Source organism: Bradyrhizobium sp. AUGA SZCCT0431 (genome assembly GCF_018131065.1).
In the GTDB taxonomy this organism is placed as follows: domain Bacteria; phylum Pseudomonadota; class Alphaproteobacteria; order Rhizobiales; family Xanthobacteraceae; genus Bradyrhizobium.
In genome coordinates, this window is sequence record NZ_JAFCLR010000030.1 from 41,327 (window position 1) to 63,729 (window position 22,403).

General features: G+C 61.8%; 18 protein-coding genes. 1 reads left to right on the forward strand and 17 read right to left on the reverse strand.

What is annotated here, in order from left to right; all coding sequences use genetic code 11:
* Positions 1-46: 46 nt before the first annotated feature.
* The 10 genes from JQ567_RS25955 to aceE form a co-directional block, all read right to left on the reverse strand.
* Positions 47-2,323: an NADP-dependent malic enzyme gene (locus tag JQ567_RS25955; protein WP_212441446.1), complete on the reverse strand. Its 2,277-nt coding sequence runs from the start codon at positions 2,321-2,323 to the stop codon at positions 47-49.
* Positions 2,324-2,394: 71 nt separating this feature from the next.
* A complete protein-coding gene (phaP, locus tag JQ567_RS25960; RefSeq protein ID WP_212441447.1) occupies positions 2,395-2,820 on the reverse strand; it encodes a TIGR01841 family phasin in 426 nt (141 codons plus the stop codon).
* A 30-nt stretch (positions 2,821-2,850) separates the two neighbouring features.
* Entirely contained in the window at positions 2,851-3,255 is a 405-nt protein-coding gene (locus tag JQ567_RS25965; RefSeq protein WP_212441448.1) for an acyl-CoA thioesterase, read from the reverse strand.
* A gap of 6 nt (positions 3,256-3,261) precedes the next feature.
* Positions 3,262-3,987, reverse strand: a complete 726-nt coding sequence (gene phbB / locus JQ567_RS25970; RefSeq protein WP_212441449.1) for an acetoacetyl-CoA reductase — start codon at positions 3,985-3,987, stop codon at positions 3,262-3,264.
* 121 nt (positions 3,988-4,108) lie between these two features.
* Complete coding sequence (locus JQ567_RS25975; protein ID WP_212441450.1) at positions 4,109-5,281, reverse strand: acetyl-CoA C-acetyltransferase; 1,173 nt, start codon at positions 5,279-5,281, stop codon at positions 4,109-4,111.
* A 93-nt stretch (positions 5,282-5,374) separates the two neighbouring features.
* Positions 5,375-6,742, reverse strand: coding sequence for a dicarboxylate/amino acid:cation symporter (locus tag JQ567_RS25980; RefSeq protein WP_212441451.1), 1,368 nt, complete (start codon positions 6,740-6,742; stop codon positions 5,375-5,377).
* 28 nt (positions 6,743-6,770) lie between these two features.
* Positions 6,771-7,760: a TAXI family TRAP transporter solute-binding subunit gene (locus JQ567_RS25985; protein WP_249165717.1), complete on the reverse strand. Its 990-nt coding sequence runs from the start codon at positions 7,758-7,760 to the stop codon at positions 6,771-6,773.
* Between the two features lie 42 nt (positions 7,761-7,802).
* A complete protein-coding gene (gene lpdA, locus JQ567_RS25990; protein WP_212441452.1) occupies positions 7,803-9,551 on the reverse strand; it encodes a dihydrolipoyl dehydrogenase in 1,749 nt (582 codons plus the stop codon).
* 16 nt (positions 9,552-9,567) lie between these two features.
* Entirely contained in the window at positions 9,568-11,127 is a 1,560-nt protein-coding gene (locus JQ567_RS25995) for a dihydrolipoyllysine-residue acetyltransferase (RefSeq protein ID WP_212441453.1), read from the reverse strand.
* Between the two features lie 24 nt (positions 11,128-11,151).
* Entirely contained in the window at positions 11,152-13,839 is a 2,688-nt protein-coding gene (gene aceE / locus JQ567_RS26000) for a pyruvate dehydrogenase (acetyl-transferring), homodimeric type (RefSeq protein WP_212441454.1), read from the reverse strand.
* A 540-nt stretch (positions 13,840-14,379) separates the two neighbouring features.
* Here aceE and lipA point away from each other — a divergent pair.
* Entirely contained in the window at positions 14,380-15,387 is a 1,008-nt protein-coding gene (gene lipA / locus JQ567_RS26005; protein WP_212441455.1) for a lipoyl synthase, read from the forward strand.
* A 423-nt stretch (positions 15,388-15,810) separates the two neighbouring features.
* Here the strand turns inward: lipA and JQ567_RS26010 are convergent, their stop codons facing one another.
* From JQ567_RS26010 to urtB, 7 genes are all read right to left on the reverse strand, one after another.
* Positions 15,811-16,851: an aliphatic amidase gene (locus JQ567_RS26010; RefSeq protein WP_212441456.1), complete on the reverse strand. Its 1,041-nt coding sequence runs from the start codon at positions 16,849-16,851 to the stop codon at positions 15,811-15,813.
* A 144-nt stretch (positions 16,852-16,995) separates the two neighbouring features.
* On the reverse strand, positions 16,996-17,337 hold the full coding sequence (locus tag JQ567_RS26015; RefSeq protein ID WP_212275154.1) for a zinc ribbon domain-containing protein: 342 nt from the start codon (positions 17,335-17,337) through the stop codon (positions 16,996-16,998).
* A gap of 88 nt (positions 17,338-17,425) precedes the next feature.
* Positions 17,426-18,655: a formamidase gene (gene fmdA, locus JQ567_RS26020; RefSeq protein WP_212441457.1), complete on the reverse strand. Its 1,230-nt coding sequence runs from the start codon at positions 18,653-18,655 to the stop codon at positions 17,426-17,428.
* Between the two features lie 37 nt (positions 18,656-18,692).
* Positions 18,693-19,382: an urea ABC transporter ATP-binding subunit UrtE gene (gene urtE / locus JQ567_RS26025; protein WP_211995915.1), complete on the reverse strand. Its 690-nt coding sequence runs from the start codon at positions 19,380-19,382 to the stop codon at positions 18,693-18,695.
* A gap of 71 nt (positions 19,383-19,453) precedes the next feature.
* On the reverse strand, positions 19,454-20,209 hold the full coding sequence (urtD, locus tag JQ567_RS26030; protein ID WP_212441458.1) for an urea ABC transporter ATP-binding protein UrtD: 756 nt from the start codon (positions 20,207-20,209) through the stop codon (positions 19,454-19,456).
* Between the two features lie 11 nt (positions 20,210-20,220).
* Positions 20,221-21,369 carry an urea ABC transporter permease subunit UrtC gene (urtC, locus tag JQ567_RS26035; protein WP_212441459.1) on the reverse strand — a complete coding sequence of 383 codons (1,149 nt, stop codon included), beginning with the start codon at positions 21,367-21,369 and terminating at the stop codon, positions 20,221-20,223.
* 18 nt (positions 21,370-21,387) lie between these two features.
* Positions 21,388-22,314, reverse strand: a complete 927-nt coding sequence (urtB, locus tag JQ567_RS26040; RefSeq protein WP_212441460.1) for an urea ABC transporter permease subunit UrtB — start codon at positions 22,312-22,314, stop codon at positions 21,388-21,390.
* Positions 22,315-22,403 lie beyond the last annotated feature (89 nt).

Sequence of the window (22,403 nt, forward strand, 5' to 3'; positions counted from 1 at the left end):
GGCCTCGACCGATCAGTTCACAACTCGCCCAAACTCGTTCTCCCGATCAGGCTCTCTCGGAGACTGCGTCTGCGACCGCGACGGCAGCCATGTTCACGATTCGCCGGACCGTGGACGATGGCGTGAGAATGTGGGCCGGCCTTGCCGCGCCGAGCAGGATGCCGCCCACCGTCAGTCCCTGTCCCGCCGCCATCCTGAGCAGATTGTAGGAGATGTTGGCGGCGTCGAGATTCGGCATGACCAGCACATTCGCCGGGCCCACGAAACCGGAATCGGGAAACTCGTGATCAAGCACCGACTGCGACAGCGCGGCGTCCCCGCGCATCTCGCCTTCCACAGCCAGATCGGGCGATCGCTCGCGAATGATCGTGCGCGCCTCCCGCATCTTGTGCGCTTCCGGGACCGCGGAGCTGCCGAAGCTCGAATGCGACAACAGCGCCACCCTCGGCGTGACACCAAACCGCCTCACCTCGGCCACCGCCAGCAATGCAATGTCGGCAACCTGCTCGGCGGTCGGGTTGAGGTTGCAGTGGGTGTCGCAGATGAACAGCTGATGCTGCTGCAGAATGAGCATCTGCATCACAGCCAGCGTCCGCACGTTCTCCCGCGTCCCGATCACGTTGCGGATGGCTGCCAGGTGATCGGCAGTCCTTCCGATGACCCCGCACAGCATCGCATCGCCGATGCCTCTCTCGAGCAGGATCGATGCGAGCACCGTCGCGTTGCTCCGCGTCTCCGACAACGCCAGTCCGGCCGACACCCCGTCGCGTTTCCGGCGCGCATGGTAGACATCAGCACATTCGGAATAGACCTGCGCATCGTGCGGATCGATGATCTCGCAGTCTTTGCCCGGCGTAAGCCGGAGACCGAACGCCTTGATCCGCTCCTCGATCATCGACGGCCGACCAAGAAGCAGCGGCTTTGCAATCTGTTCGTCAACGACGACTTGTGCCGCGCGCAGCACGCGCTCGTCCTCGCCTTCCGCCAGCAGGAGAGACTTGCCGCTTCCCTTTGCCACGGAGAACACCGGCTGCATTGCGTTGCCGGATTGGTAGACGAAGCGGCTCAGCTGCTGGCGATAAGCTTCCATGTCGGTGATCGGGCGCTTCGCGACGCCGCTGTCGGCCGCGGCCATGGCCACCGCCGGCGCAACGACCTCGATGAGGCGCGGGTCAAGCGGCTTTGGAATCAGATAGTCGCGGCCGAAGCGAAGATTCTCCCCTTTGTACGCAGCAGCCACCACCTCGGGCACTTCCGCCATGGCCAGATCCGCCAGCGCACGGACCGTCGCGAGCTTCATCTCTTCGTTGATCGTGGTCGCTCCGCAGTCCAGCGCGCCCCTGAAGATGAATGGAAAGCACAGAACGTTGTTGATCTGGTTGGGGTAGTCCGATCGCCCCGTCCCGATGATCGCATCGGGGCGAACCGCCAGCGCGGCCTCCGGCATGATTTCGGGTATCGGGTTGGCCATGGCGAAGATCAGCGGATCTCGCGCCATCTTCTTGACCATGTCGGGCGTGAGCACGTTTCCGGCCGACAGGCCGAGAAAGATGTCGGCATCCCGGATAATCTGGTCCAGCTTTCGCGCGTCCGTCTTCACGGCATAGCGCGCCTTATTGTCGTCCATGCCTTCGGTGCGCCCGGCATAGACCACGCCCTTCGCATCGGTCACGATGATGCAATCCTGCGGCAATCCGAGGCTGACGATGAGATCGAGACAGGCCAGCGCCGCGGCGCCGGCACCGGAGCAAACCAGCTTGACGTCCGTGATGTCCTTCTTGACCAGCTTCAGGCCGTTGAGGATCGCCGCTGCCGCGATGATCGCGGTGCCGTGCTGGTCGTCGTGAAAGACCGGAATCTTCATGCGCTCGCGCAGCTTCTGTTCGATGTAGAAGCATTCCGGCGCCTTGATGTCCTCCAGGTTGATGCCGCCGAAGGTCGGTTCCATCCTGGCAATCGTCTCGATCAGCGCGTCAGGGTCCTCCTCGGCGAGTTCGATATCGAATACGTCGATCCCGGCGAACTTCTTGAACAGGCACGCCTTGCCTTCCATGACCGGCTTGCTGGCCAGCGGGCCGATATTGCCGAGACCAAGCACGGCGGTGCCGTTCGTGACGACAGCCACGAGGTTGCTGCGTGCGGTCAGTTCATCGGCCTGCAACGGGTCCTTGGCAATGGCCAGGCAAGGTTCGGCCACCCCGGGTGAATATGCGAGCGACAGATCACGCTGTGTTGCCATGGCCGTGGTCGGCACGACGGAAATCTTTCCAGGCCTCGGCAGGCGATGATATTCAAGAGCGGCTTCTCTCAGATTCTGATCCATCGTATTCCCCGATATTACCCTTGGTTCGAGAGGCGATGCCGCCCCTCCTGATCTTGCGCGGCCGGCAGCTTTCAGGCGCTTCCGCCACGGGCGCGCATCGATGCCATCCCTTCCTCGAAGCGCCGGCGCAGTATTTCGATCGTCTGCTTCTGGGACTCGGTCGCGGTCTCGGCGAGCTGGCGCATGTTGGCGAGAGCTTGCTCGAATCCCTGCCGGGCGATTTCAGTACGGCGGCCGGTTGCGGTCTCGTTGCTTGCCTCGGCAGCGATCGCCTTCATGGTTTCCTGGAAAACCTCGGTCTGCCGCGCCATCAGGTTTCGCCAGCTCTCATATGCCGAGCGGTTGACCTCGGTGAGCGCGTCGATGTTCTTCTTCTCCATATCGATCAGTGACATCATGTCGACGCCGCTGATCTGGCAGGATTCGATGAGCTTGGCGAAGTCGAACCCGGGAAGACCCCAATCGGCGCCACCAGGCATTGACTTGTTGTCGGACATGTTCCTCTCCTTCATTGGTCGTTGGTACAGTCATGGTCGCGATGCTTCCTCACGTCGATCAGGTGCGATCGGTGCGGGTCGTCCTTCGGCGTCGAGTGCGACGAATGTAAAGATGCCTTCCGTCACCTTGACGCGGTCGCCCAATCGGTGGCGCAGCGCCCAGGCCTCCAGGCGGACCGCCACCGACGTACGCCCCATACGCTCGGGCGCTGCGTAAACGCAGAGAACATCCCCGACATGGACCGGCTTGATGAAATGCATCGCCTCGATCGCTACCGTCGCGACGCGCCCCTGCGCGCGCTGGCCAGCATGGATGCCACCCGCAATATCCATCTGCGAAAGCACCCAGCCGCCGAAGATGTCGCCACTCGGATTTGCATCCGCGGGCATGGCGAGCGTTCGCGTCGTCAGATCCCCTTGTGGCTGCATCGACATGGCGGCTCACACCATGCTCTGGCCGCCGTTTGCGGATATCGTCGAGCCTGTGATGAAACCGGCATCATCAGATGCCAGGAACAGGACTGTACGCGCGATCTCGTGCGGCTCGCCCAACCGGCCGACCGGGATCTGGGGAAGGATGTTCTTGGCCACGACTTCCGGGTTGATCGCCTTGACCATCTCGGTGGCGATATAACCGGGACAGATCGTGTTGACGGTGATGCCGGAGCGAGCTCCCTCCTGGGCGAGCGCCTTCACGAAGCCCATGTCACCCGCCTTGGCGGCGGAGTAGTTGACCTGGCCCTTCTGGCCCTTCTGGCCGTTGATCGAGGAAATGCAGATCACGCGGCCGAACTTGCGCTCGCGCATTCCTTCCCACACCGGCCTCGTCATGTTGAACAGCGAGTTGAGGTTGGTGTTGATGACCGCATACCACTGGTCCGGCGTCATCTTGTGGAACATGCCGTCCTTGGTGATCCCGGCGTTGTTGACCAGCACATCCACCGGGCCCAGATCGGCCTCAACCTGCTTGAGACCTGCGACGCAGGCGTCGTAGCTCGACACATCCCATTTGTAGACGTTGATGCCGGTCTCGCCCTTGAATTTCGCGGCCGCCTCATCGTTGCCGGCATAGCTCGCAGCCACCTTGTAGCCGGCCGCCTTGAGCGCGATCGAGATCGCCTCGCCTATACCTCGCGTTCCACCGGTCACCACCGCAACTCTGGACATCGTCTCCTCCTGTTCCTGATCGGTTCAACTTGTATTTCTCGGCTCTCGAGAAGCCGTTGTCGTTCGCGGACGGCCTGTGCCGTCCGCATCTCGCTCCGGTCGCAACGACCGGTTCGCTGGCCTAGCGCTCGACTGTCAGGGCGACGCCCATGCCGCCACCGATGCAGAGGGTGGCAAGGCCTTTCTTGGCGCCTCGCTTCTGCATCTCGAACAGCAGCGTCGTCAGGACGCGCGCGCCGGATGCGCCGATCGGATGGCCGATGGCGATGGCGCCGCCGTTCACGTTGACGATCGACGGATCCCAACCCATATCCTTGTTGACGGCGATGGCCTGCGCCGCGAAGGCCTCATTGGCCTCGACGAGATCGAGATCCTTGACCTTCCATCCGGCCTTTTCGAGCGCCTTGCGCGACGCTGGAATTGGCCCCGATCCCATCACCGCGGGATCGACTCCCGCGGTCGCCCAGGAGACGATCTTCGCAAGCGGCGTGAGGCCGCGTTTGCTGGCTTCGTCGGCGCTCATCAACACCAGCGCGGCCGCGCCGTCGTTGAGACCGGAGGCATTGCCGGCGGTCACTGTGCCCTCCTTGTTGAAGGCGGGCTTCAGCTTCGCCAGCGCATCCAGGGTCGTGCCCGGACGAATATATTCGTCCTGGTCGACGACAACGTCGCCCTTCCTGGTCTTGACGGTGACGGGAATGATCTCGTCCTTGAACCTGCCGGCCTTCTGCGCGTCCTCGGCCTTGTTCTGCGAACTGGTGGCGAACGCGTCTTGCTCTTCCCGGGTGATCTGCCACCTGGCGGCGATGTTCTCCGCGGTGACTCCCATATGATAGCCGTGGAATGCATCCAGCAGCCCGTCCTTCAGCATGGAGTCGACGAACCTGGTGTCGCCCATCTTCGTACCGTTCCGCATGTGCGACAGATGCGGCGCCATCGACATCGACTCCATGCCGCCGGCGACGATGACCTTCGCATCGCCATTGGCGATCTGCTGCAAGCCGAGCGCCACCGAGCGCAGGCCCGAACCGCAAAGCTGGTTCATGCCCCACGCCGTCTTCTCCTGCGGAATGCCGGCCGCCATGGCGGCCTGCCGCGCAGGATTCTGCCCCTCGCCGCCGGATAGGACCTGGCCCAGGATCACTTCATCGACTTCTTCCGGCGAGACCTTGGCGCGCTCCAGCGCGCCCTTGATCGCCACAGCCCCGAGCTCGTGGGCGGTCAGCGAGCCGAACGCTCCATTGAAAGAGCCAACCGGCGTCCGCGCGGCGGATACAATCACTACATCAGTCATATTCAACTCCTCGTTTGGTGTTCCCTGCGCTTCCCAAGCCGTTGCCAAGCGCCGTAACAGGCTCCAGGCTGGCAGCCTCTGCCGTTTTCAAGGTCAAGCGACGACTGGCCGGGGCGCGCCTGCCTCTATCTCGTCATCCGCAATCTTTACGGACTCCGGATCGTCCGCTTCGGCATCGCGCTCTTGGTTTAGACGTTGATGGAGCACTGTTTCATCGAGTGCCCCTTCCCATTTGGCGACAACGACTGTCGCAACGCCATTTCCTATGAGGTTGGTGAGCGCGCGCGCCTCCGACATGAAGCGGTCAATGCCAAGGATCAAGGCGATGCTCGCGACCGGAATCGTCCCGACGGATGCAAGTGTTGCGGCTAGAACGATGAAGCCGGATCCCGTGACACCAGCGGCGCCCTTGGATGTTAGGAGCAGAACGCCAATGATCCCGAGCTCTTGCCAGATCGTTAGGGGCGTGTTCGTCGCCTGCGCCAGGAAGATCGCGGCCATTGTCAAGTAAATACAAGTGCCATCGAGGTTGAACGAATACCCGGTCGGAATAACCAATCCGACGACCGACTTTTCGCAGCCAAGATTTTCGGTCTTAGCGATCATGCGCGGCAGCACTGATTCCGACGACGAAGTGCCAAGCACGATCAGGAGTTCTTCCTTGATGTAACGGATGAACTTGAAGATCGAAAAGCCGCTAAGGGCAGCAACGGAGCCGAGCACGACGAAGACGAACAACAAGCATGTTACGTAAAACGCCAACATGAAGTTTGCCAGCGAGATCAGCGTCGCCACGCCATACTTGCCGATCGTGAACGCCATTGCGCCGAACGCTCCGATCGGCGCAACTTTCATGATGTAGCCCACGATCTTGAAGAACACGTGGCTCACGACATCAATCAGCCGCAGCACGCCCTCACCGTGTTGACCGAGAGCTTGCAGGCCAAATGCAAACAGGATTGCAAAGAACAACACCTGCAGGATTTCGCCATTGGCAAAAGCGCCGACGACGGTCGACGGGATAATGTCCATCAGAAACTGGACCGTACCCTGCTCCTTCGCTTTTGCGGTGAAAGCCGCGATCGATTTTGTGTCAACGGTCGACAGGTCGAGGTTCATGCCGACGCCAGGCTTCCACAAATTGATAACGATAAGCCCGATGATCAACGCAGCCGTCGTTAGCACTTCGAAATAGATCAATGCCTTCAAGCCAACACGTCCCACCTTTTTCATGTCGCGCATGCTGGCGATACCATGCACAACCGTGAAGAAGATGATCGGCGCGATAATCATTTTGATGCATTTGATAAACGCATCGCCGAGCGGCTTCATCTGCTCGCCAAGCTGAGGATAAAAATGGCCCAGTAATATGCCGGCTGTGATTGCAGCCAGAACCTGCACATAGAGGTGCTGATACCATTTTACGGAATGGTGACCGTCTGTCGTTGCTGCTGTTGCCATATCTTATTCCTTCCCTAAGGACTGTTTCTCAGTCTGAATGCACAACCCCAGGCGTAACCCTGCTGCGATACCAACTGACCGCGCCGCCATGAAGCGGAATGAAATTGTTGCGCATGATGTTGGAGGGGATCGTTTCCGCCGCCGCCGGATGAACTTCGACCAGCCGCTCGTTATTGGCGAACACTGTGTCGACGATGGCTGTGACCAGATCGTTGGGCAGATCCTTGTGCGCGACGGCAAAATTGAACAGGCCGACCGTGTCGTAACGGCGCCGCAAAGTCGGATACGAACCCGCGGCGACAACGGATGCGGAGAGTTCCGGCATCGTCAGGCGCAGCGTTGCGATCTCCTGCCGCGTAAGTGGGAGGTAACGCACCTTCGCCTTTCGCTCTATATCGATGAGCATCGGAACCGGTACGCCGGCGCCAACCGCGAGCGCATCGATGCTTCGCGCCAACGACTTCTCCGCGAGCTCCGCCCAATCGCCGTGAACTACGGTGGCCTCGATCTTCAGCGCCTTGAGGAACTCGGGAAAGTAGGCGGCGGTGGTGCCGCCCTCGGGCCCGACACCGATACGCTTGCCGGCGAAATCGGCAAACAGTTGAATCGGCGAGTCACTGAGCACCTGAAACTGAAACGGCGTATCATACATCGCGAACATGGCGCGCATGTTTCGGTATTGCCGCGCATCGGTCCAGGCAGCGCCGGCGTTCCAGGCTTGCAACGCCACACCCTGTGTGACGAAGGCCAGCTGAATTTCACCGGTCTCAAGCAGCTTGATATTCTCAATCGGGCCGCCAGTTGCTCGCGCCACCACCGCGATGCCGAGTTCTCGCGAGAGCAATCGAGCCAGCCCTTCACCATAGGCGTAATAAGTGCCGCCTTCCGATGCGGTGCCGAGCGTGAGCGACTGGGGCCAATGCGCCTCGGCCGCCGACGCCAATTTGGGCGGAAGCAGAACAAATGCGAGAACGATAAGAATTCGCCACGCTCTTGAAACCATGACTGCCTCCTTCATTTCAACCGCGCCCTTGTTCCGGCAATTGGTTGGCCTTCAGCGTCACTTCTTCTTTTGCGGTGGAAGGTCCGTGCAGTGGCCCTCGAACACCTCGGCGGCCATGCCGATGGACTCGCCGAGGGTCGGGTGCGGGTGAATGGTCTTGCCGATATCCGCCGGCTCGCAGCCCATCTCGATGGCAAGGCAGATTTCGCTGATCAGGTCGCCGGCATGCGTGCCGACGATGCCGCCGCCGATGATGCGGTGCATCGTGGTGTCGAACAGCAGCTTGGTAAAACCCTCGTCGCGACCATTGGCGATGGCGCGGCCAGAGGCCGCCCATGGAAACACCGCCTTGCCGACCTTGATACCCTCGGCCTTGCACTGCTCCTCGGTCTTGCCTGCCCAGGCGACTTCGGGATCGGTATAGGCGACGGAAGGAATCTGCCGGGCGTCGAAGTATGACTTCTCGCCATGCGCGACTTCCGCGGCCACATGGGCTTCATGCACCGCCTTGTGCGCCAGCATCGGCTGGCCGACGATGTCTCCGATTGCAAAGATATGCGCCACGTTGGTGCGCATCTGCTTATCGACGTCGATGAAGCCTCGCTCGGTCACGGCGATTCCGGCCTTTTCAGCGCCGATCTTCTTGCCGTTCGGGCTGCGGCCGACCGACACGAGAACGAGGTCATAGAGCTGCGGCTCGGCAGGCGCCTGCTCGCATTCGAACCTCACCTCGATCCCGGCTTCCGTCGCCTTCGCGCCCACGGTCTTGGTCTTCAGCATGACCTTGTCGAAACGACCCGCGTTCATTTTCTCCCAGACCTTGACCAGATCACGGTCGGCGCCCTGCATCAGGCCGTCGAGCATTTCGACCACGTCAATGCGTGCGCCGAGCGTCGAATAGACCGTCGCCATTTCGAGACCGATGATGCCGCCGCCGATCACCAGCATGCGCTTGGGGATCGACTTCAATTGCAGCGCGCCGGTCGAATCGACAATGCGCGGATCGTCGGGCAGAAACGGCAGTTTCACGGCCTCGCTGCCGGCGGCGATGATGGCGTTGGCGAACTTGACCGTCTTCTTGCCTCCGGCCGAGACAATCTCGATATGGTGTGGGTCGAGGAAGGCACCGACGCCGGTCGCAACCTCGACCTTGCGCGCCTTCGCCATGCCGGCAAGACCGCCCGTCAGCTTCTTGATCACGCCGTCCTTGAACGCGCGCAGCTTGCCGAGGTCGATCTGCGGCGGGCCAAAGGAAATGCCATGGTCGGGAAGATGCCTGACCTCGTCGACCACCGAAGCCGTATGCAGCAGCGCTTTGCTCGGGATGCAGCCGACGTTGAGACACACGCCGCCCAGCGTATCGTAACGCTCTACCAGCACGGTCTTCATGCCGAGATCGGCGGCGCGGAAGGCGGCCGAGTAGCCACCGGGGCCGGCGCCAAGCACCACGACGTCGCATTCGATATCGGCCTTGCCGGAATAGGATGCCGCGGCAGGCGCAACTGGCGGCGGCGCGGCCGCGGCCGACTGCGGTACCGGCGCGGGCGTCGGCGCAGCTGCGGCGCCTGCGGCCTCCAGCACGAGGATGGTCGACCCTTCGCTCACCTTGTCGTCCACCTTGACCCTGACCTCCTTCACGACGCCGGCGTGAGACGATGGAATCTCCATCGACGCCTTGTCGGACTCGACCATGACGAGGCTGGTGTCGACTGCGACGGTCTCGCCGGGCTTCACCATGACTTCGATCACCGCAACGTCCTTGAAGTCGCCGATATCGGGAACCTTCACTTCGATCTGCTGAGCCATGCTGATTCCCCCGATCTCAGAACAGCACGCGCCGCAGATCGGCGAGCACGCTGGCGAAGTAGACGTTGAAGCGCGCGGCCGCCGCACCGTCGATGACACGGTGGTCCCAGGACAGCGACAGCGGCAGCGTCAGCCGCCAGTTCGATGTCTTGCCGTCGGCGGAGTGCTGCTTCCAGTACCCTTTGCAGACGCCCATGATGGCGACTTCGGGCGCGTTGATGATCGGCGTGAAATAGATGCCGCCGATGCCGCCGAGCGAGGAGATCGAGAAAGTCCCGCCCTGCATCTGGTCGGGCTTGATCTTGCCTTCGCGCGCGAGCTTGGCGAGGGCGTTCATCTCGCTGGCGATTTCCGGCACCGATTTCTTGTCGGCGTCGCGGATGACAGGCACCATCAGGCCGTTCGGCGTGTCCGCGGCAAAGCCGATGTGCCAGTAGTTCTTGTAGACAAGCGCGTCGCCGTCGAGGCTCGCATTGAATTCCGGGAACTTCTGCAGCGTTGCGACCGCGGCCTTTACCATGAACGGCAGGAGCGAGAGCTTGACGCCGCTCTTCTCCAGCTCCTTGTTCATCGTCACCCTGAATTGTTCGAGATCGGTGATGTCGGCCTCGTCGTGGGTCGTTACGTGCGGGATGACGACCCAGTTGCGGTGAAGATTGGCCGCGGAAATCTTCTTGATGCGGCCGAGGTCCTTGCGCTCGACCGGTCCGAACTTCGCAAAATCAACCTTGGGCCAGGGCAGAAGGTCGATGCCGCCGACACCCCCTCCGCTTGCGGCCGCGGTTTGCGGCTTGGCCGCCCCGCTTTTGCCGAAGGCTTCAACGTCTTCGCGCAGAACGCGGCCGTGATTGCCCGAGCCCTTGACCTTGCCGAGATCGACACCGAGTTCGCGCGCCAGCTTGCGCACGGCCGGACCGGCATAGGCGAGCGCGAAGCTTCTTTCGTCAAGGGCGCCGACCACCGCCGTTCCTGCAGCGGTGGCCGGCGAGGACGCAGGCAGCGACACGGGAGGGATGTCGGCCTGCAAAGGTGCTGCCCCAGTTGCGAGCGATAGGATGATCGAGCCCTCGCTGACCTTGTCGCCGGTCTTGACCTTGATCTCGCGCACGGTGCCCGAGAGCGGGGCCGGCACTTCCATTGTTGCCTTGTCCGACTCGAGCGCGATCAGCGGATCCTCGGCTTTCACACTGTCCCCGGCCTTTACGAAGATTTCGATGACCGGAACGTCCTTGAAGTCGCCGATATCGGGGACTCGCACCTCGGCAACACCCGCCGGCGCGCTGACCGGCGACGGCGGAGCGCTGACGACCGGCCGCGCCTCGGCCTGCTCCGCCCCGGCGCCATCGAACTGCACGATCACCGCGCCTTCGCTGACCTTGTCGCCAAGCTTCACGACCACCGATTTCACCACGCCATCGCGCGGCGACGGCACTTCCATGGTCGCCTTGTCGGACTCCAGCGCAACCAGCGGATCTTCGGCCTTCACCTTGTCGCCCGGCTTGACGAAGACCTCGATCACCGGGACGTCCTTGAAGTCACCGATATCGGGAACCTTGATGTCGATCAGACCACTCATTGCTCTGTCCTCGGCTCCGCTGGCTCACACGGTCCAGGGCGCAGCACGCCCGGCGTCGATCTTGTATTTGGCGATGGCTTCGGCCACGATCGCCGGCTTGATCGCTCCGTCGTCGGCAAGGGCCTTGAGCGCGGCGACGGCGACGTAATGCCGGTCGACCTCGAAGAACTTCCGGAGCTTCACGCGATAGTCGCTGCGGCCGAAGCCGTCGGTGCCCAGCACGACGTATCGACGGCCGGCCACCTGCACATATTCCCGGATCTGGTCAGGGTAATTGCGCATGTAGTCGGTGGAGGCCACGACAGGCCCGGCATGTCCTTCGAGCTGCGCCTCGACCCAGCTCTTGCGGCGCGGCTCGGTCGGATGCAGCAGGTTCCAGCGCTCCGCCGCCATGCCGTCACGGCGCAGTTCGTTGAAGCTGGTCGCGCTCCACACGTCGGCGGTGACGCCGAAGTCAGCCTTGAGCAGATCGGCAGCCGCGATCACCTCGCGCAGGATCGTGCCGGAGCCGACGAGCTGGACGCGAAGTGCCTTCTTCGCCGTCTCGCCGCCGCTCTTCAGCAGATAGAGTCCCTTGAGGATTCCCTCCTCCGCCCCCTTGCCGGCGTCGGCGAGCGAGGGATGCGGATAGTTCTCGTTCATCAGGGTGATGTAGTAGTAGACGTCCTCCTGCGCCTCGTACATGCGCCGCATGCCTTCGCGGACGATCGTCACGACCTCGTAGGCAAAGGTCGGATCGTACGACACGCAGTTCGGGATGGTGGCGGCGAGGACGTGGCTGTGGCCATCCTCATGCTGCAACCCCTCGCCGTTGAGCGTGGTGCGGCCGGCGGTGCCGCCGAGCAGGAATCCGCGCGCACGCATATCGCCGGCGAGCCAGGCGAGGTCGCCGACGCGCTGCAGACCGAACATCGAGTAGTAAATGTAAAACGGGATCATCGGCACGTTGTTCGTGCTGTAGGACGTCGCCGCGACGATCCAGCTCGACATCGCGCCGCCTTCGTTGATGCCCTCCTGCAGGACCTGGCCGGTCTTGTCCTCGCGGTAGTACATCAGCTGGTCGGCGTCCTGCGGACGGTAGAGCTGGCCGACCGATGAATAGATGCCGAGTTGGCGGAACATGCCTTCCATGCCGAAGGTTCGGGATTCGTCCGGTACGATCGGCACAATGTGTTTGCCGATCGCCTTGTCGCGAACGAGCGTGCCGAGCATCTGCACGAAAGCCATCGTGGTCGAGATTTCGCGGTCGCCCGTCGCGTCGAGCAGCCTTTGGAACGTCGACAGCGGCGGAATTGGCAGGGATACTGACTTGCGCCGGCGTTGCGGCAGGCTGCCGCCGAGCTTTTCGCGCTGTGCGCGGAAATATTTCATCTCCGGGCTGTCTTCCGGCAGGCGGATGAAGGGAACTTTGGCCAGATCATCGTCGGCGACCGGCACCTGGAAGCGGTCGCGGAAGCCGCGCAGCGCGTCCTGCGTCATCTTCTTGGCCTGATGCGCGATCATCTGGCCTTCGCCGGACTCGCCCATGCCGTAGCCCTTGACGGTCTTCGGCAGGATGACCGTGGGCTGGCCCTTGTGGTTCACTGCCGCCGCGTAGGCCGCAAAGACCTTTTCCGGATCGTGGCCGCCGCGCGCGAGCTTCCAGATTTCGTCGTCACTCATGTCGGCGACGAGCTGTTTCAATTCGTCGTACTTGCCGAAGAAGTGTTCGCGAATATAGGCGCCGCTCTTGCTCTTGAAATCCTGGTACTCGCCGTCGACGCACTCCTCCATGCGTTTCAGCAGCAATCCGCTCTTGTCCTTTTCGAGCAGGCGATCCCAACCCGAACCCCACAGCACCTTGATGACGTTCCAGCCCGCACCGCGGAAAACGCTTTCGAGTTCCTGGACGATCTTGCCGTTGCCACGGACGGGCCCGTCGAGCCGCTGAAGGTTGCAGTTGATGACGAAGATCAGATTGTCGAGATTTTCGCGACCGGCCAGCGAGATCGCGCCGAGCGATTCCGGCTCGTCCGTTTCGCCGTCGCCCATGAAGGCCCAAACCTTGCGGTTGGATGTTTCGGCCAGCTTGTGGTTCTGGAGATATTTCAGGAACCGCGCCTGATAGATTGCCAACAAGGGCCCCAGTCCCATCGACACCGTCGGGAACTGCCAGAAATCCGGCATCAGCCAGGGGTGCGGGTAGCTCGACAAGCCCTTGCCGCCGGTTTCCTGTCTGAAGCCGAGAAGTTGCTCCTCGCTCAGCCGGCCTTCGAGAAAGGCGCGCGCATAAATGCCCGGTGAACAGTGCCCCTGCACGAGGATCAGATCGCCGCCATGGCCGTCCGTCGGCGCGTGCCAGAAATGGCCGTATCCGATGTCGTAGAGTGTGGCTGCGGACTGGAAGCTTGCGATATGGCCGCCAAGCTCCGAGCTTTCCTTGTTGGCGCGCAGAACGATTGCAAGAGCATTCCACCGGATGATCGAGCGAAGCTTGTGCTCGATCGCGCGATCGCCCGGCAGCGCCGGCTGCTGATCCGGCGGGATCGTGTTGCAGTAGGGCGTGGTCAACGTCTGTTGAATGCCGAGGCCGCCGCTGCGCGCGGCGTCGATCACCGCATTGACGACGAACTCGGCTCGTTCGTTGCCGCGATGACCCCGGACCGCCGACAAGGCATCCAGCCACTCCCGCGTTTCCAGCGGATCCAGATCTTGCGCGTCCGCGACCTTCATTACCGTCTCCATTGCAGGCCAAGCCGAAAACAAGCGTCAACGTTCATTGCGCTCCGCGTACTGCGGAAACGCGCAATGCCACACAGGCGATATCGCCTGGCGCTCTAGGTGATGAGTTGAATACTGGCTGGCATCTGAACGTCCCCTCGCGTTGTTTGTTCTTGAGCTATTGCTTCTTCTTTTGCCTACCTAAGCAGCATTCGTGCCAGACCACGAAAGGCGCAGCCAATCGCGCGCATCCCATTCATTTTGCTTGAGTTCGCCTCGTCTGCCGCCGCGCGCGCCAATCCGATCGGGCAGGATCTGTCTGAAGCTCCAGAAAACCGGCTGGAGCGTCATCCGAGATGTCGGACCGGCACGGCAACGGGTTCCAAATGCAAGGCTTGAAGTCGGAAATCGGCCGGCGCGCACCAAGCGAGCGTACCGCGCAATACAGCAACCGGTCATGAGGGGCGCTGGCGAGAGGATGAAGAATCGAATTGACGAAGTTCGCCTGGATAGCTGAATGTCCGCGACTGGCGCATTCACGAGGCTGACCAAATGACCGTCATACTCGATCTCCTCAACAGCGATCCGCGAGCCGGGATGCGACCCGACAAGCCGCGTCACCCCGAAAAAGCCAAACGACCCGACACGCCCCTACAGCGCAAGCCCGCGTGGATCCGCGTGAAAGCTCCCGGCTCCGCCGAATGGGCCGAGACGAAGCGCATCGTGCGCGAGAACAAGCTCGTGACCGTCTGCGAGGAAGCCAGTTGTCCGAACATTGGCGAGTGCTGGGCGAAGAAACACGCGACCTTCATGATCATGGGCGACACGTGCACGCGCGCCTGCGCTTTCTGCAACGTGCGCACTGGCTTGCCGGGTGCCCTCGATACAGCTGAACCGCTCAAGGTCGCCGAAGCAGTGGCCAAGCTGGGACTGGAACATGTGGTCGTCACCTCGGTCGATCGCGACGACCTTGCCGACGGCGGCGCCGCGCATTTCGCGGCGACGATTGCAGCCATCCGCGCGACAAGCCCGGCTACGACGATCGAAATCCTGACCCCGGACTTTCTGCGCAAAACGGGCGCGCTCGAAACCGTCGTTGTGGCGAAACCCGACGTGTTCAACCATAATCTGGAGACCGTGCCGTCGAAATATCTGACGGTGCGGCCGGGCGCGCGCTATTTCCATTCGGTCCGGCTGCTGCAGCGCGTGAAGGAACTCGACGCACAGATCTTCACCAAGTCCGGAATCATGGTCGGCCTCGGCGAAGACCGGAGCGAGGTGCTGCAATTGATGGACGATCTGCGCTCCGCCGACGTCGATTTCCTGACCATCGGCCAGTATCTCCAGCCCACGCGCAAGCACCACGCGGTCGCACGCTTCGTTCCCCCTGACGAGTTCGAGTCCTATCAAAAGATCGCCTACGCCAAGGGCTTTCTGCTGGTGTCGGCCACGCCGCTGACACGCTCCTCACACCACGCGGGCGATGACTTCCGCAAGCTACGCGAACGTCGGCGGGGATTGGCGAGGGGTGCGATCGAACCGACGAAGGCGGGCCTTTAGATCCAACGACGCGGTCGGCGTGAGAACCGCACCAGTTTCGCACCAGAAACGACTTCAATGAACCGCAACGAACGCGATCGAAATCAAACAAAAAGGCCGAAAAATCAACGAAACCGACCTATATCCTCCCGCTCATAACGGTCTGGTTGCAGGTTCGAGTCCTGCCGGGCCCACCACGCTTCGCCCTTCGGGCTACGCGTGGCGCAGCCGAGCGGGGCCGAGGGGTGAAGCGTGGTGTCCGGCGTAGCTTGAGCGCAGCGAAAGCGAAGACGGACTGGAAAGCTCATCAGGCGAAGGCGGGCTGCTCGGCCCGCGAGCTACGGTTCGGCAAGCCATCCAACAAAATATCGCACACCGCTGTCCGTTATCGATCCCGGCCCAGGGCCGGGACCACATCGGCATTGTGCGGCGCGCTGCGGCTGTCTAGTAATTGCTCGCGGACTTCTCGTTCGGGATGCCGTCGATCGGGCATTCGTCGGTGCCTGCTGTCGAGCGTGTCATCGCCTCGACCATTTCGCGCGTGCCTTCGGGATCGGCGATCCATTTCGAATAGAAGTCGTAAGGACAGGTCGCGAGGCCCTTGGCGCCTTCGCCGGAATTGATCATGCCGGTGTAGCCGCGATGGACCAGCTTGTAGAGATGGTTCTGCGACTGGTTGTTGCGGCGGGCATCGCGGATCAGGTTCTTCGACAGCGCTGCATACTGGATGCCGTATTCCTCTTCGCCGGTCTCACCCAACGTGCGGCCGTCGAAGCCGATGATCGCGGAGTGACCGAAATAGGAATAGACGCCGTCGAAGCCGGCGGCATTGGCGACCGCCACATAGACATTGTTGGCCCAGGCCATCGCCTTGGAGATCAGCACCTGCTGTTCCTTGGCCGGGTACATGTAGCCTTGGCAGCGCACGATCAGCTCGGCGCCCTTCATGGCGCAGTCGCGCCAGATCTCGGGAAAATTGCCGTCGTCGCAAATGATCAGGCTGACCTTCAGGCCTTTCGGACCGTCGGACACATAGGTGCAATTGCCGGGATACCAGCCTTCGATCGGCACCCAGGGCATGATCTTGCGATATTTCTGGACGATCTCGCCCTTGTCGTTTATCAGGATCAAGGTGTTGTACGGCGCCTTGTGCGGGTGCTCCTCGTGACACTCGCCGGTGAGCGAGAACACGCCCCACACTTTCGCCTTGCGGCAGGCTTCGGCAAAGATCGCGGTTTCCTCACCCGGCACGACGGAGGCGGTCTCGTACATCTCCTTGGAGTCGTACATGATGCCGTGGGTGGAATATTCCGGGAAGATCACGAGATCCATGCCCGGCAGGCCAAGCTTCATCCCCACCACCATGTCGGCGATCTTGCGGGCGTTGTCGAGCACCTCGGCCTTGGTGTGCAAGCGCGGCATTTTATAATTGACGACGGCTACGCCGACCGTGTCGTTGCTTGAGGAAATGTCACCGTGAAGCATGGGGTTCGCCTCTCCTGTTCTTGTTCAACTCTGCCGTCGCGGCCTCAGAGCCTTTTCCGTTCCGATGGAATCGGAACGGGGCTCTATCTTTTGTTTTGACGCGTTTTCTTCACGCGAACCGGTATCCACTTCGCTTGAAAACGCTCAGTGGCTGATCATCCACGGCCGCGCGGTCGGGAAACTCTTGGCGCCGCTTCTGGTTTGCTTCATCAGCCGCGCCGGTTTCTTGCTCGAGCAGCAGCCGCAGCCAGGGCCGTGCGAGGCCTTGTACTGGTCGAGGGTCTTTGGCGCGTTGGCGCTGCGCTCGTTGGTGGCGTGGGCCTTGCGCTTGTCCGACGGCATGCAGAAGAACGCCGGCGCCGTCAGGATCACTCGCGGCGACTCGGTTTCGCATTGCGGGCAATCCTGCGGCGCGTCGCATTCGGCCATCGGCCGCATGTCGGTGAACGGGCCGCAATCGTTGCAGAGGTATTCGTAGACCGGCATTGCACTATCCTTGCGCTGACTCGTCGAGGGTGCACGGCGGATGCGGGGCGGCAGATACACACCGTCCCGCATCCTTCTCGCGCAGGGATTACTTGTCCTGTGACAGCGGCATCTGGATGTCGCCCTTGATGTGTTTGATCGGGCCCGCCGACGACGGCATGATGTCGAAGTCGAAGATCTCCGTCGGCAGCCACAGCGTGGCGCAGGCGTTCGGCACGTCGACGACGCCGGAGATGTGGCCCTGACACGGCGCCGTGCCCAGGATCGAATAGGCCTGCGCGCCGGAGTAGCCGAACTTCTTCAAATATTCGATCGCGTTCAGACAGGCCTGCCGGTAGGCGATATGCACGTCGAGGTAATGCTGCTTGCCTTGCTCGTCGACCGAGATGCCTTCGAAGATCAGATAGTCCTTGTAGTTCGGCGTGATCGGCGACGGCTTGAACACGGGGTTCTTGATGCCGTACTTGGCGACACCGTCCTTGATCACATCGACCTTGATGTGCAGCCAGCCGGCCATTTCGATCGCGCCGCAGAAGGTGATCTCGCCGTCGCCCTGGCTGAAATGCAGGTCGCCCATCGAAAGGCCGCCGCCGGGCACATAGACCGGGAAATAGATCTTCGAGCCGCGCGACAGGTCCTTGATGTCGCAATTGCCGCCATGTTCGCGCGGCGGCACGGTGCGGGCGCCCTCGGCGGCGATCTTGGCCTTGGTATCGCCCTTGGCCTGACCGGCATGCGTGGTAGGCGCGAAGGGCGGGTTGGCCAATCCCGGTACGCGGGTCGGATTGGTCGCGATCAGCTCGGCTTCACGCGCATTCCAGGTCGCCAGCATTTTCGGATCGGGCAGGCAGCCGATCAGACCGGGATGAATGAGCCCGGCAAAGTTGACGCCAGGGATGTGGCGCGACGACGTATAGAGGCCCTTGATGTCCCAGATCGATTTCTGCGCCAATGGGAAGTGATCGGTCAGAAAGCCGCCGCCGTTTTTCTTGGAGAAGAAGCCGTTGAAACCCCACAGGCTCTCCTTCAGCGGGCCGACGTCGAGCAGATCGACCACCAGCAAATCGCCGGGCTCGGCGCCCTTGACGCCGATCGGGCCGGACAGGAAGTGCACGATCGACAGATCGATGTCGCGCACGTCGTCGGCCGAATCGTTGTTCTTGATGAAGCCGCCAGTCCAGTCGACGGTCTCGATAATGAAGTCGTCGCCCGGGCTGACCCATTCCACGATCGGGATCTCGGGGTGCCAGCGGTTGTGGATCTTGTCGTTTTCGTAGGCCGACTTGGTAAGATCGACCTTGATCAGTGTATCTGGCATTGCAGGCTCCCCTTTTTTACAGACTTGAGGCTACGGTTTAGACGGACAGATATTTCGAGATCTGCGCGGCATCGACGCCGTCGCGCGGGTCGTCGCGGACGATCTCGCCGTTCTCGATCACAAGCACGCGGTCGGCGACATCGAGCGCAAAGCTCAAGACCTGTTCGGAGACCACGATCGACAGGCCGCGTTCGTCGCGAATGCGCTTCAAGGTGCGCGCCATGTCCTTGATGATCGACGGCTGGATGCCTTCGGTCGGCTCGTCCAGCAGCAGCACTTTCGGCTTGGTGGCGAGCGCGCGCGCAATCGCGAGCTGCTGCTGCTGTCCGCCGGAGAGATTGCCGCCGCGGCGGTTCTTCATTTCCAGCAATACCGGAAACAGCTCATAGATGCTGCCCGGAACATCCTTCTCGCCGGACACGACGAGACCGGTCTCGATGTTCTCCTTCACCGTCATGGTGGAGAAGATCATGCGGCCCTGCGGCACGTAGGCGAGTCCCCTGGCGACGCGTTCGTAGCTCGGCAATTGGCTCAGTTCCGTGCCTGCCATTGTCACTGAGCCGCTCTTGGCGGGCAGGATGCCCATCAGCGATTTCATCAGCGTGGTCTTGCCCATGCCGTTGCGGCCCATGATCGCAACGATTTCATTGGGCGCGACCGATACGTTGAGCCCGTGCAGCACCTCGCTCTGGCCGTAGGCGACATGCAGATCCGAAATAGCCAGCATCGACTCGCGCTCCTTTATTCCTTGCGCATGATCTTGTCCGGAAACCGGACGACACTTTCCGGGATCATGCGCTAATGGCCCAGATAGACTTCGATGACCTTCGGATCGTTCTTGACGTGCTCCATCGTGCCTTCCGACAGGATCTGGCCCTGGTGCAGCACCGTGACCTTGTGGGCGATATCCTCGACGAACTTCATGTCGTGCTCGATCACCAGCACTGAGCGGCCCTTGATGATGCGGTTGAGGAGTTCGGCGGTCTTGGCCCGCTCGCTGACGCTCATGCCGGCTACCGGCTCGTCGAGCATCAGCAGGTCCGGATCCTGGATCAGCAGCATGCCGATTTCGAGCCATTGCTTCTGGCCGTGGCTGAGTTCATCGGCATAGGTGTCGAGGCGATCCTTCAGGAAGATCATCTCGGCGACTTCCTCGACGCGGTCGCGCACCGCGGCGTCGCGCTGGAAAGCGAGCGAGCCGAACACGGTGCGGCCACGCGGGAAGGAAATCTCCAGGTTTTCGAACACCGTGAGATCGACGAATACCGACGGCGTCTGGAACTTGCGGCCGACGCCGGTCTGCACGATCTGGTTCTCTTTCATCCGGGTCAGTTCCTGACCGCGAAACTGGATCGAACCCGACGTCGCCTTGGTCTTGCCGCAGATCAGATCGAGCACGGTGGTCTTACCGGCGCCGTTGGGGCCGATGATGACCCGGATCTCGTTCTCCTCGACATAGAAGGAGAGATCGTTGACCGCCTTGAAGCCGTCGAAGGACACCGTGAGCGCCTCGACCGCGAGCAGGAATTCCTTGGGTTGATGACCGATGAGCATGATCTATCTCCTCATTCCGCCGGCGCGCCGTCGGCCACCGAACTGTCGGTCCACGCCTTGGCGGGTTTTGGTTTGCGCCACGTCATCAGCCGATCGATGCGAGGCTGGACGTGGTCCGCCCAGATCCCGGATAGGCCGTTCGGAAACGCCAGCACCACCGCGATGAACAGTCCGCCGAGCCCGAACAGCCAGAGCTGCGGGAAGGATTCCGACAGGCCGGTCTTGGCGAAGTTCACCAGCAACGAACCCCACACCGCGCCGAAGATCGACATCCGTCCGCCGACCGCCGTGTAGATCACCATCTCGATCGACGGCACGATGCCGACAAAGGACGGCGACATGAAACCGACATTGAGCGCGAACATGGCGCCGCCGATCGCGGCGAAGATCGCGGCCATGCAGAAGGCAAAGATCTTGAAGTTGGCGACGCTGTAGCCGGAGAAGCGGACGCGGTCTTCCTGTTCGCGCATCGCCACCAGAATGCGGCCGAGCTTGGTCAGGCGGATGAACTGCGCCAGCAGGATACAGCCGAACAGCAGGAACACTTCAAAGAAGTAGAGCATGACCTTGGCATGATCCGGCCGGATGTCCCATCCCTTCAGGGTGCGCAGATCAGTCATGCCGTTGATGCCGCCGGTATAGCCCTGCTGCCCGACGATCAGAATGGTCATGATGGCCGCAACGGCTTGCGTGATGATCGCGAAATACGTGCCGCCGACACGGCGCTTGAACATCGCGGTGCCGATGATCAGGGCGAACAGCCCAGGCACCAGGATGATGGCGAGAATGGTAAGGGTGAGACTGTGGAACGGCTGCCAGAACAGCGGCAGCGAGGTGATCTGATTCCAGTCCATGAAATCGGGGATGCCGGGGGTGGACTGAATCTTGGTGTTTTCCGGGCTCGATGCCTCGAGCTTGAGGAACATCGCCATGCAGTAGCCGCCGAGGCCGAAGAACACCCCCTGCCCCAGGCTCAGAATGCCGCCATAGCCCCAGCACAACACCAGCCCGATCCCGACGAAGGCGTAAGTCAGGTATTTGGCGACCAGGTTGAGGCGAAACACATCCAGCGACAGCGGCAGGATCACGAACAGCAGGGCGGCCAGCGCAACGAAACCGATGAGCTCGGATCGATTGAAAAAGCGTGAGTTGATGATCATGACCGTGCCTGCTTTTTGTTATTTGCGGACCTTGAGGGCGAACAACCCCTGCGGCCGCAGCATCAGAATTCCGACAATGGCGAGCAGCGTCAGCACCTTCGCCATCGACCCCGACATGAAGAATTCGAGCGTCGACTGCGTCTGCGAGATGCTGAAGGCCGATGCGATGGTGCCGATCAGGCTGGCGGCGCCGCCGAACACAACCACGAGGAAGGTATCGACGATGTAGAGTTGGCCGGAGGTCGGCCCGGTCGAGCCGATCATGGTGAAGGCGCTGCCGGCGACGCCGGCGATGCCGCAACCGAGGCCGAAGGTGTAGCGATCGACTTTCTCGGTGTTGATGCCGACCGCGCCGGCCATGATACGGTTCTGCACCACGGCGCGGACCTGGCGGCCCCAGCGCGACTTGTACATGACGTAGGCGACCACGATCGTGATCAGCACGGTCAGACACATCACGAAGATGCCATTGATCGGGACTTCGATGGTGTCGGTGATCTGCTTGGAGCCGAGCATCCATTGCGGCAGCTCGACGCCGACCTCGCGCGCTCCGAATACCGAGCGATAGGTCTGCTGCAGGATGAGGCTGAGGCCCCAGGTCGCCAGCAGCGTATCCAGCGGGCGCTTGTAAAGGTGGCGTATCAGCCCCCATTCGACCAGCATGCCGAGCGCGCCGGAGGCCATGAAAGCGAGCACCATGGCGAGAAAGAAGTAGCCGGGAAACAGCGCCGGCATGTAGTGCTGAAAGGCGCTGGAGGTGAGCCAGGTAACGTAAGCGCCTAGGATCATGAACTCGCCATGGGCCATGTTGATGACGCCCATCTGGCCGAAGATGATGGCAAGCCCGAGCGCCATCAGCACATAGACGGAAAACAGGATCAGGCCGGCAAAACCCTGCATGACGAAGATGGAGCCGAGATCGCCAATCGAATAGTCGCCGAACATCGATGTTTCTCCGTGGGGGAAGTCCCGCGCCGCGAGCAAGCTCGCGACGCGGGGGTGTTGGACGCGGATTGACGGTCCACGCCAGGGAG

Bases quoted from the DNA above. Each gene is read 5' to 3' on its own strand.
- urtB (WP_212441460.1), bottom strand. From the start codon at position 22,314: ATGTTCGGCGACTATTCGATTGGCGATCTCGGCTCCATCTTCGTCATG.
- JQ567_RS25975 (WP_212441450.1), bottom strand. From the start codon at position 5,281: ATGACTGATGTAGTGATTGTATCCGCCGCGCGGACGCCGGTTGGCTCT.
- urtE (WP_211995915.1), bottom strand. From the start codon at position 19,382: ATGCTGGCTATTTCGGATCTGCATGTCGCCTACGGCCAGAGCGAGGTG.
- aceE (WP_212441454.1), bottom strand. From the start codon at position 13,839: ATGAAGGTCGCGGACGCGCAAGATCTGGATCCGCTGGAAACGCGGGAG.
- fmdA (WP_212441457.1), bottom strand. From the start codon at position 18,655: ATGCCAGATACACTGATCAAGGTCGATCTTACCAAGTCGGCCTACGAA.
- JQ567_RS25955 (WP_212441446.1), bottom strand. From the start codon at position 2,323: ATGGATCAGAATCTGAGAGAAGCCGCTCTTGAATATCATCGCCTGCCG.
- JQ567_RS25995 (WP_212441453.1), bottom strand. From the start codon at position 11,127: ATGAGTGGTCTGATCGACATCAAGGTTCCCGATATCGGTGACTTCAAG.
- JQ567_RS25965 (WP_212441448.1), bottom strand. From the start codon at position 3,255: ATGTCGATGCAGCCACAAGGGGATCTGACGACGCGAACGCTCGCCATG.
- urtC (WP_212441459.1), bottom strand. From the start codon at position 21,369: ATGATCATCAACTCACGCTTTTTCAATCGATCCGAGCTCATCGGTTTC.
- phbB (WP_212441449.1), bottom strand. From the start codon at position 3,987: ATGTCCAGAGTTGCGGTGGTGACCGGTGGAACGCGAGGTATAGGCGAG.
- JQ567_RS25980 (WP_212441451.1), bottom strand. From the start codon at position 6,742: ATGGCAACAGCAGCAACGACAGACGGTCACCATTCCGTAAAATGGTAT.
- JQ567_RS26015 (WP_212275154.1), bottom strand. From the start codon at position 17,337: ATGCCGGTCTACGAATACCTCTGCAACGATTGCGGCCCGTTCACCGAC.
- lipA (WP_212441455.1), top strand. From the start codon at position 14,380: ATGACCGTCATACTCGATCTCCTCAACAGCGATCCGCGAGCCGGGATG.
- urtD (WP_212441458.1), bottom strand. From the start codon at position 20,209: ATGCTCATCGGTCATCAACCCAAGGAATTCCTGCTCGCGGTCGAGGCG.
- phaP (WP_212441447.1), bottom strand. From the start codon at position 2,820: ATGTCCGACAACAAGTCAATGCCTGGTGGCGCCGATTGGGGTCTTCCC.
- lpdA (WP_212441452.1), bottom strand. From the start codon at position 9,551: ATGGCTCAGCAGATCGAAGTGAAGGTTCCCGATATCGGCGACTTCAAG.
- JQ567_RS25985 (WP_249165717.1), bottom strand. From the start codon at position 7,760: ATGAAGGAGGCAGTCATGGTTTCAAGAGCGTGGCGAATTCTTATCGTT.
- JQ567_RS26010 (WP_212441456.1), bottom strand. From the start codon at position 16,851: ATGCTTCACGGTGACATTTCCTCAAGCAACGACACGGTCGGCGTAGCC.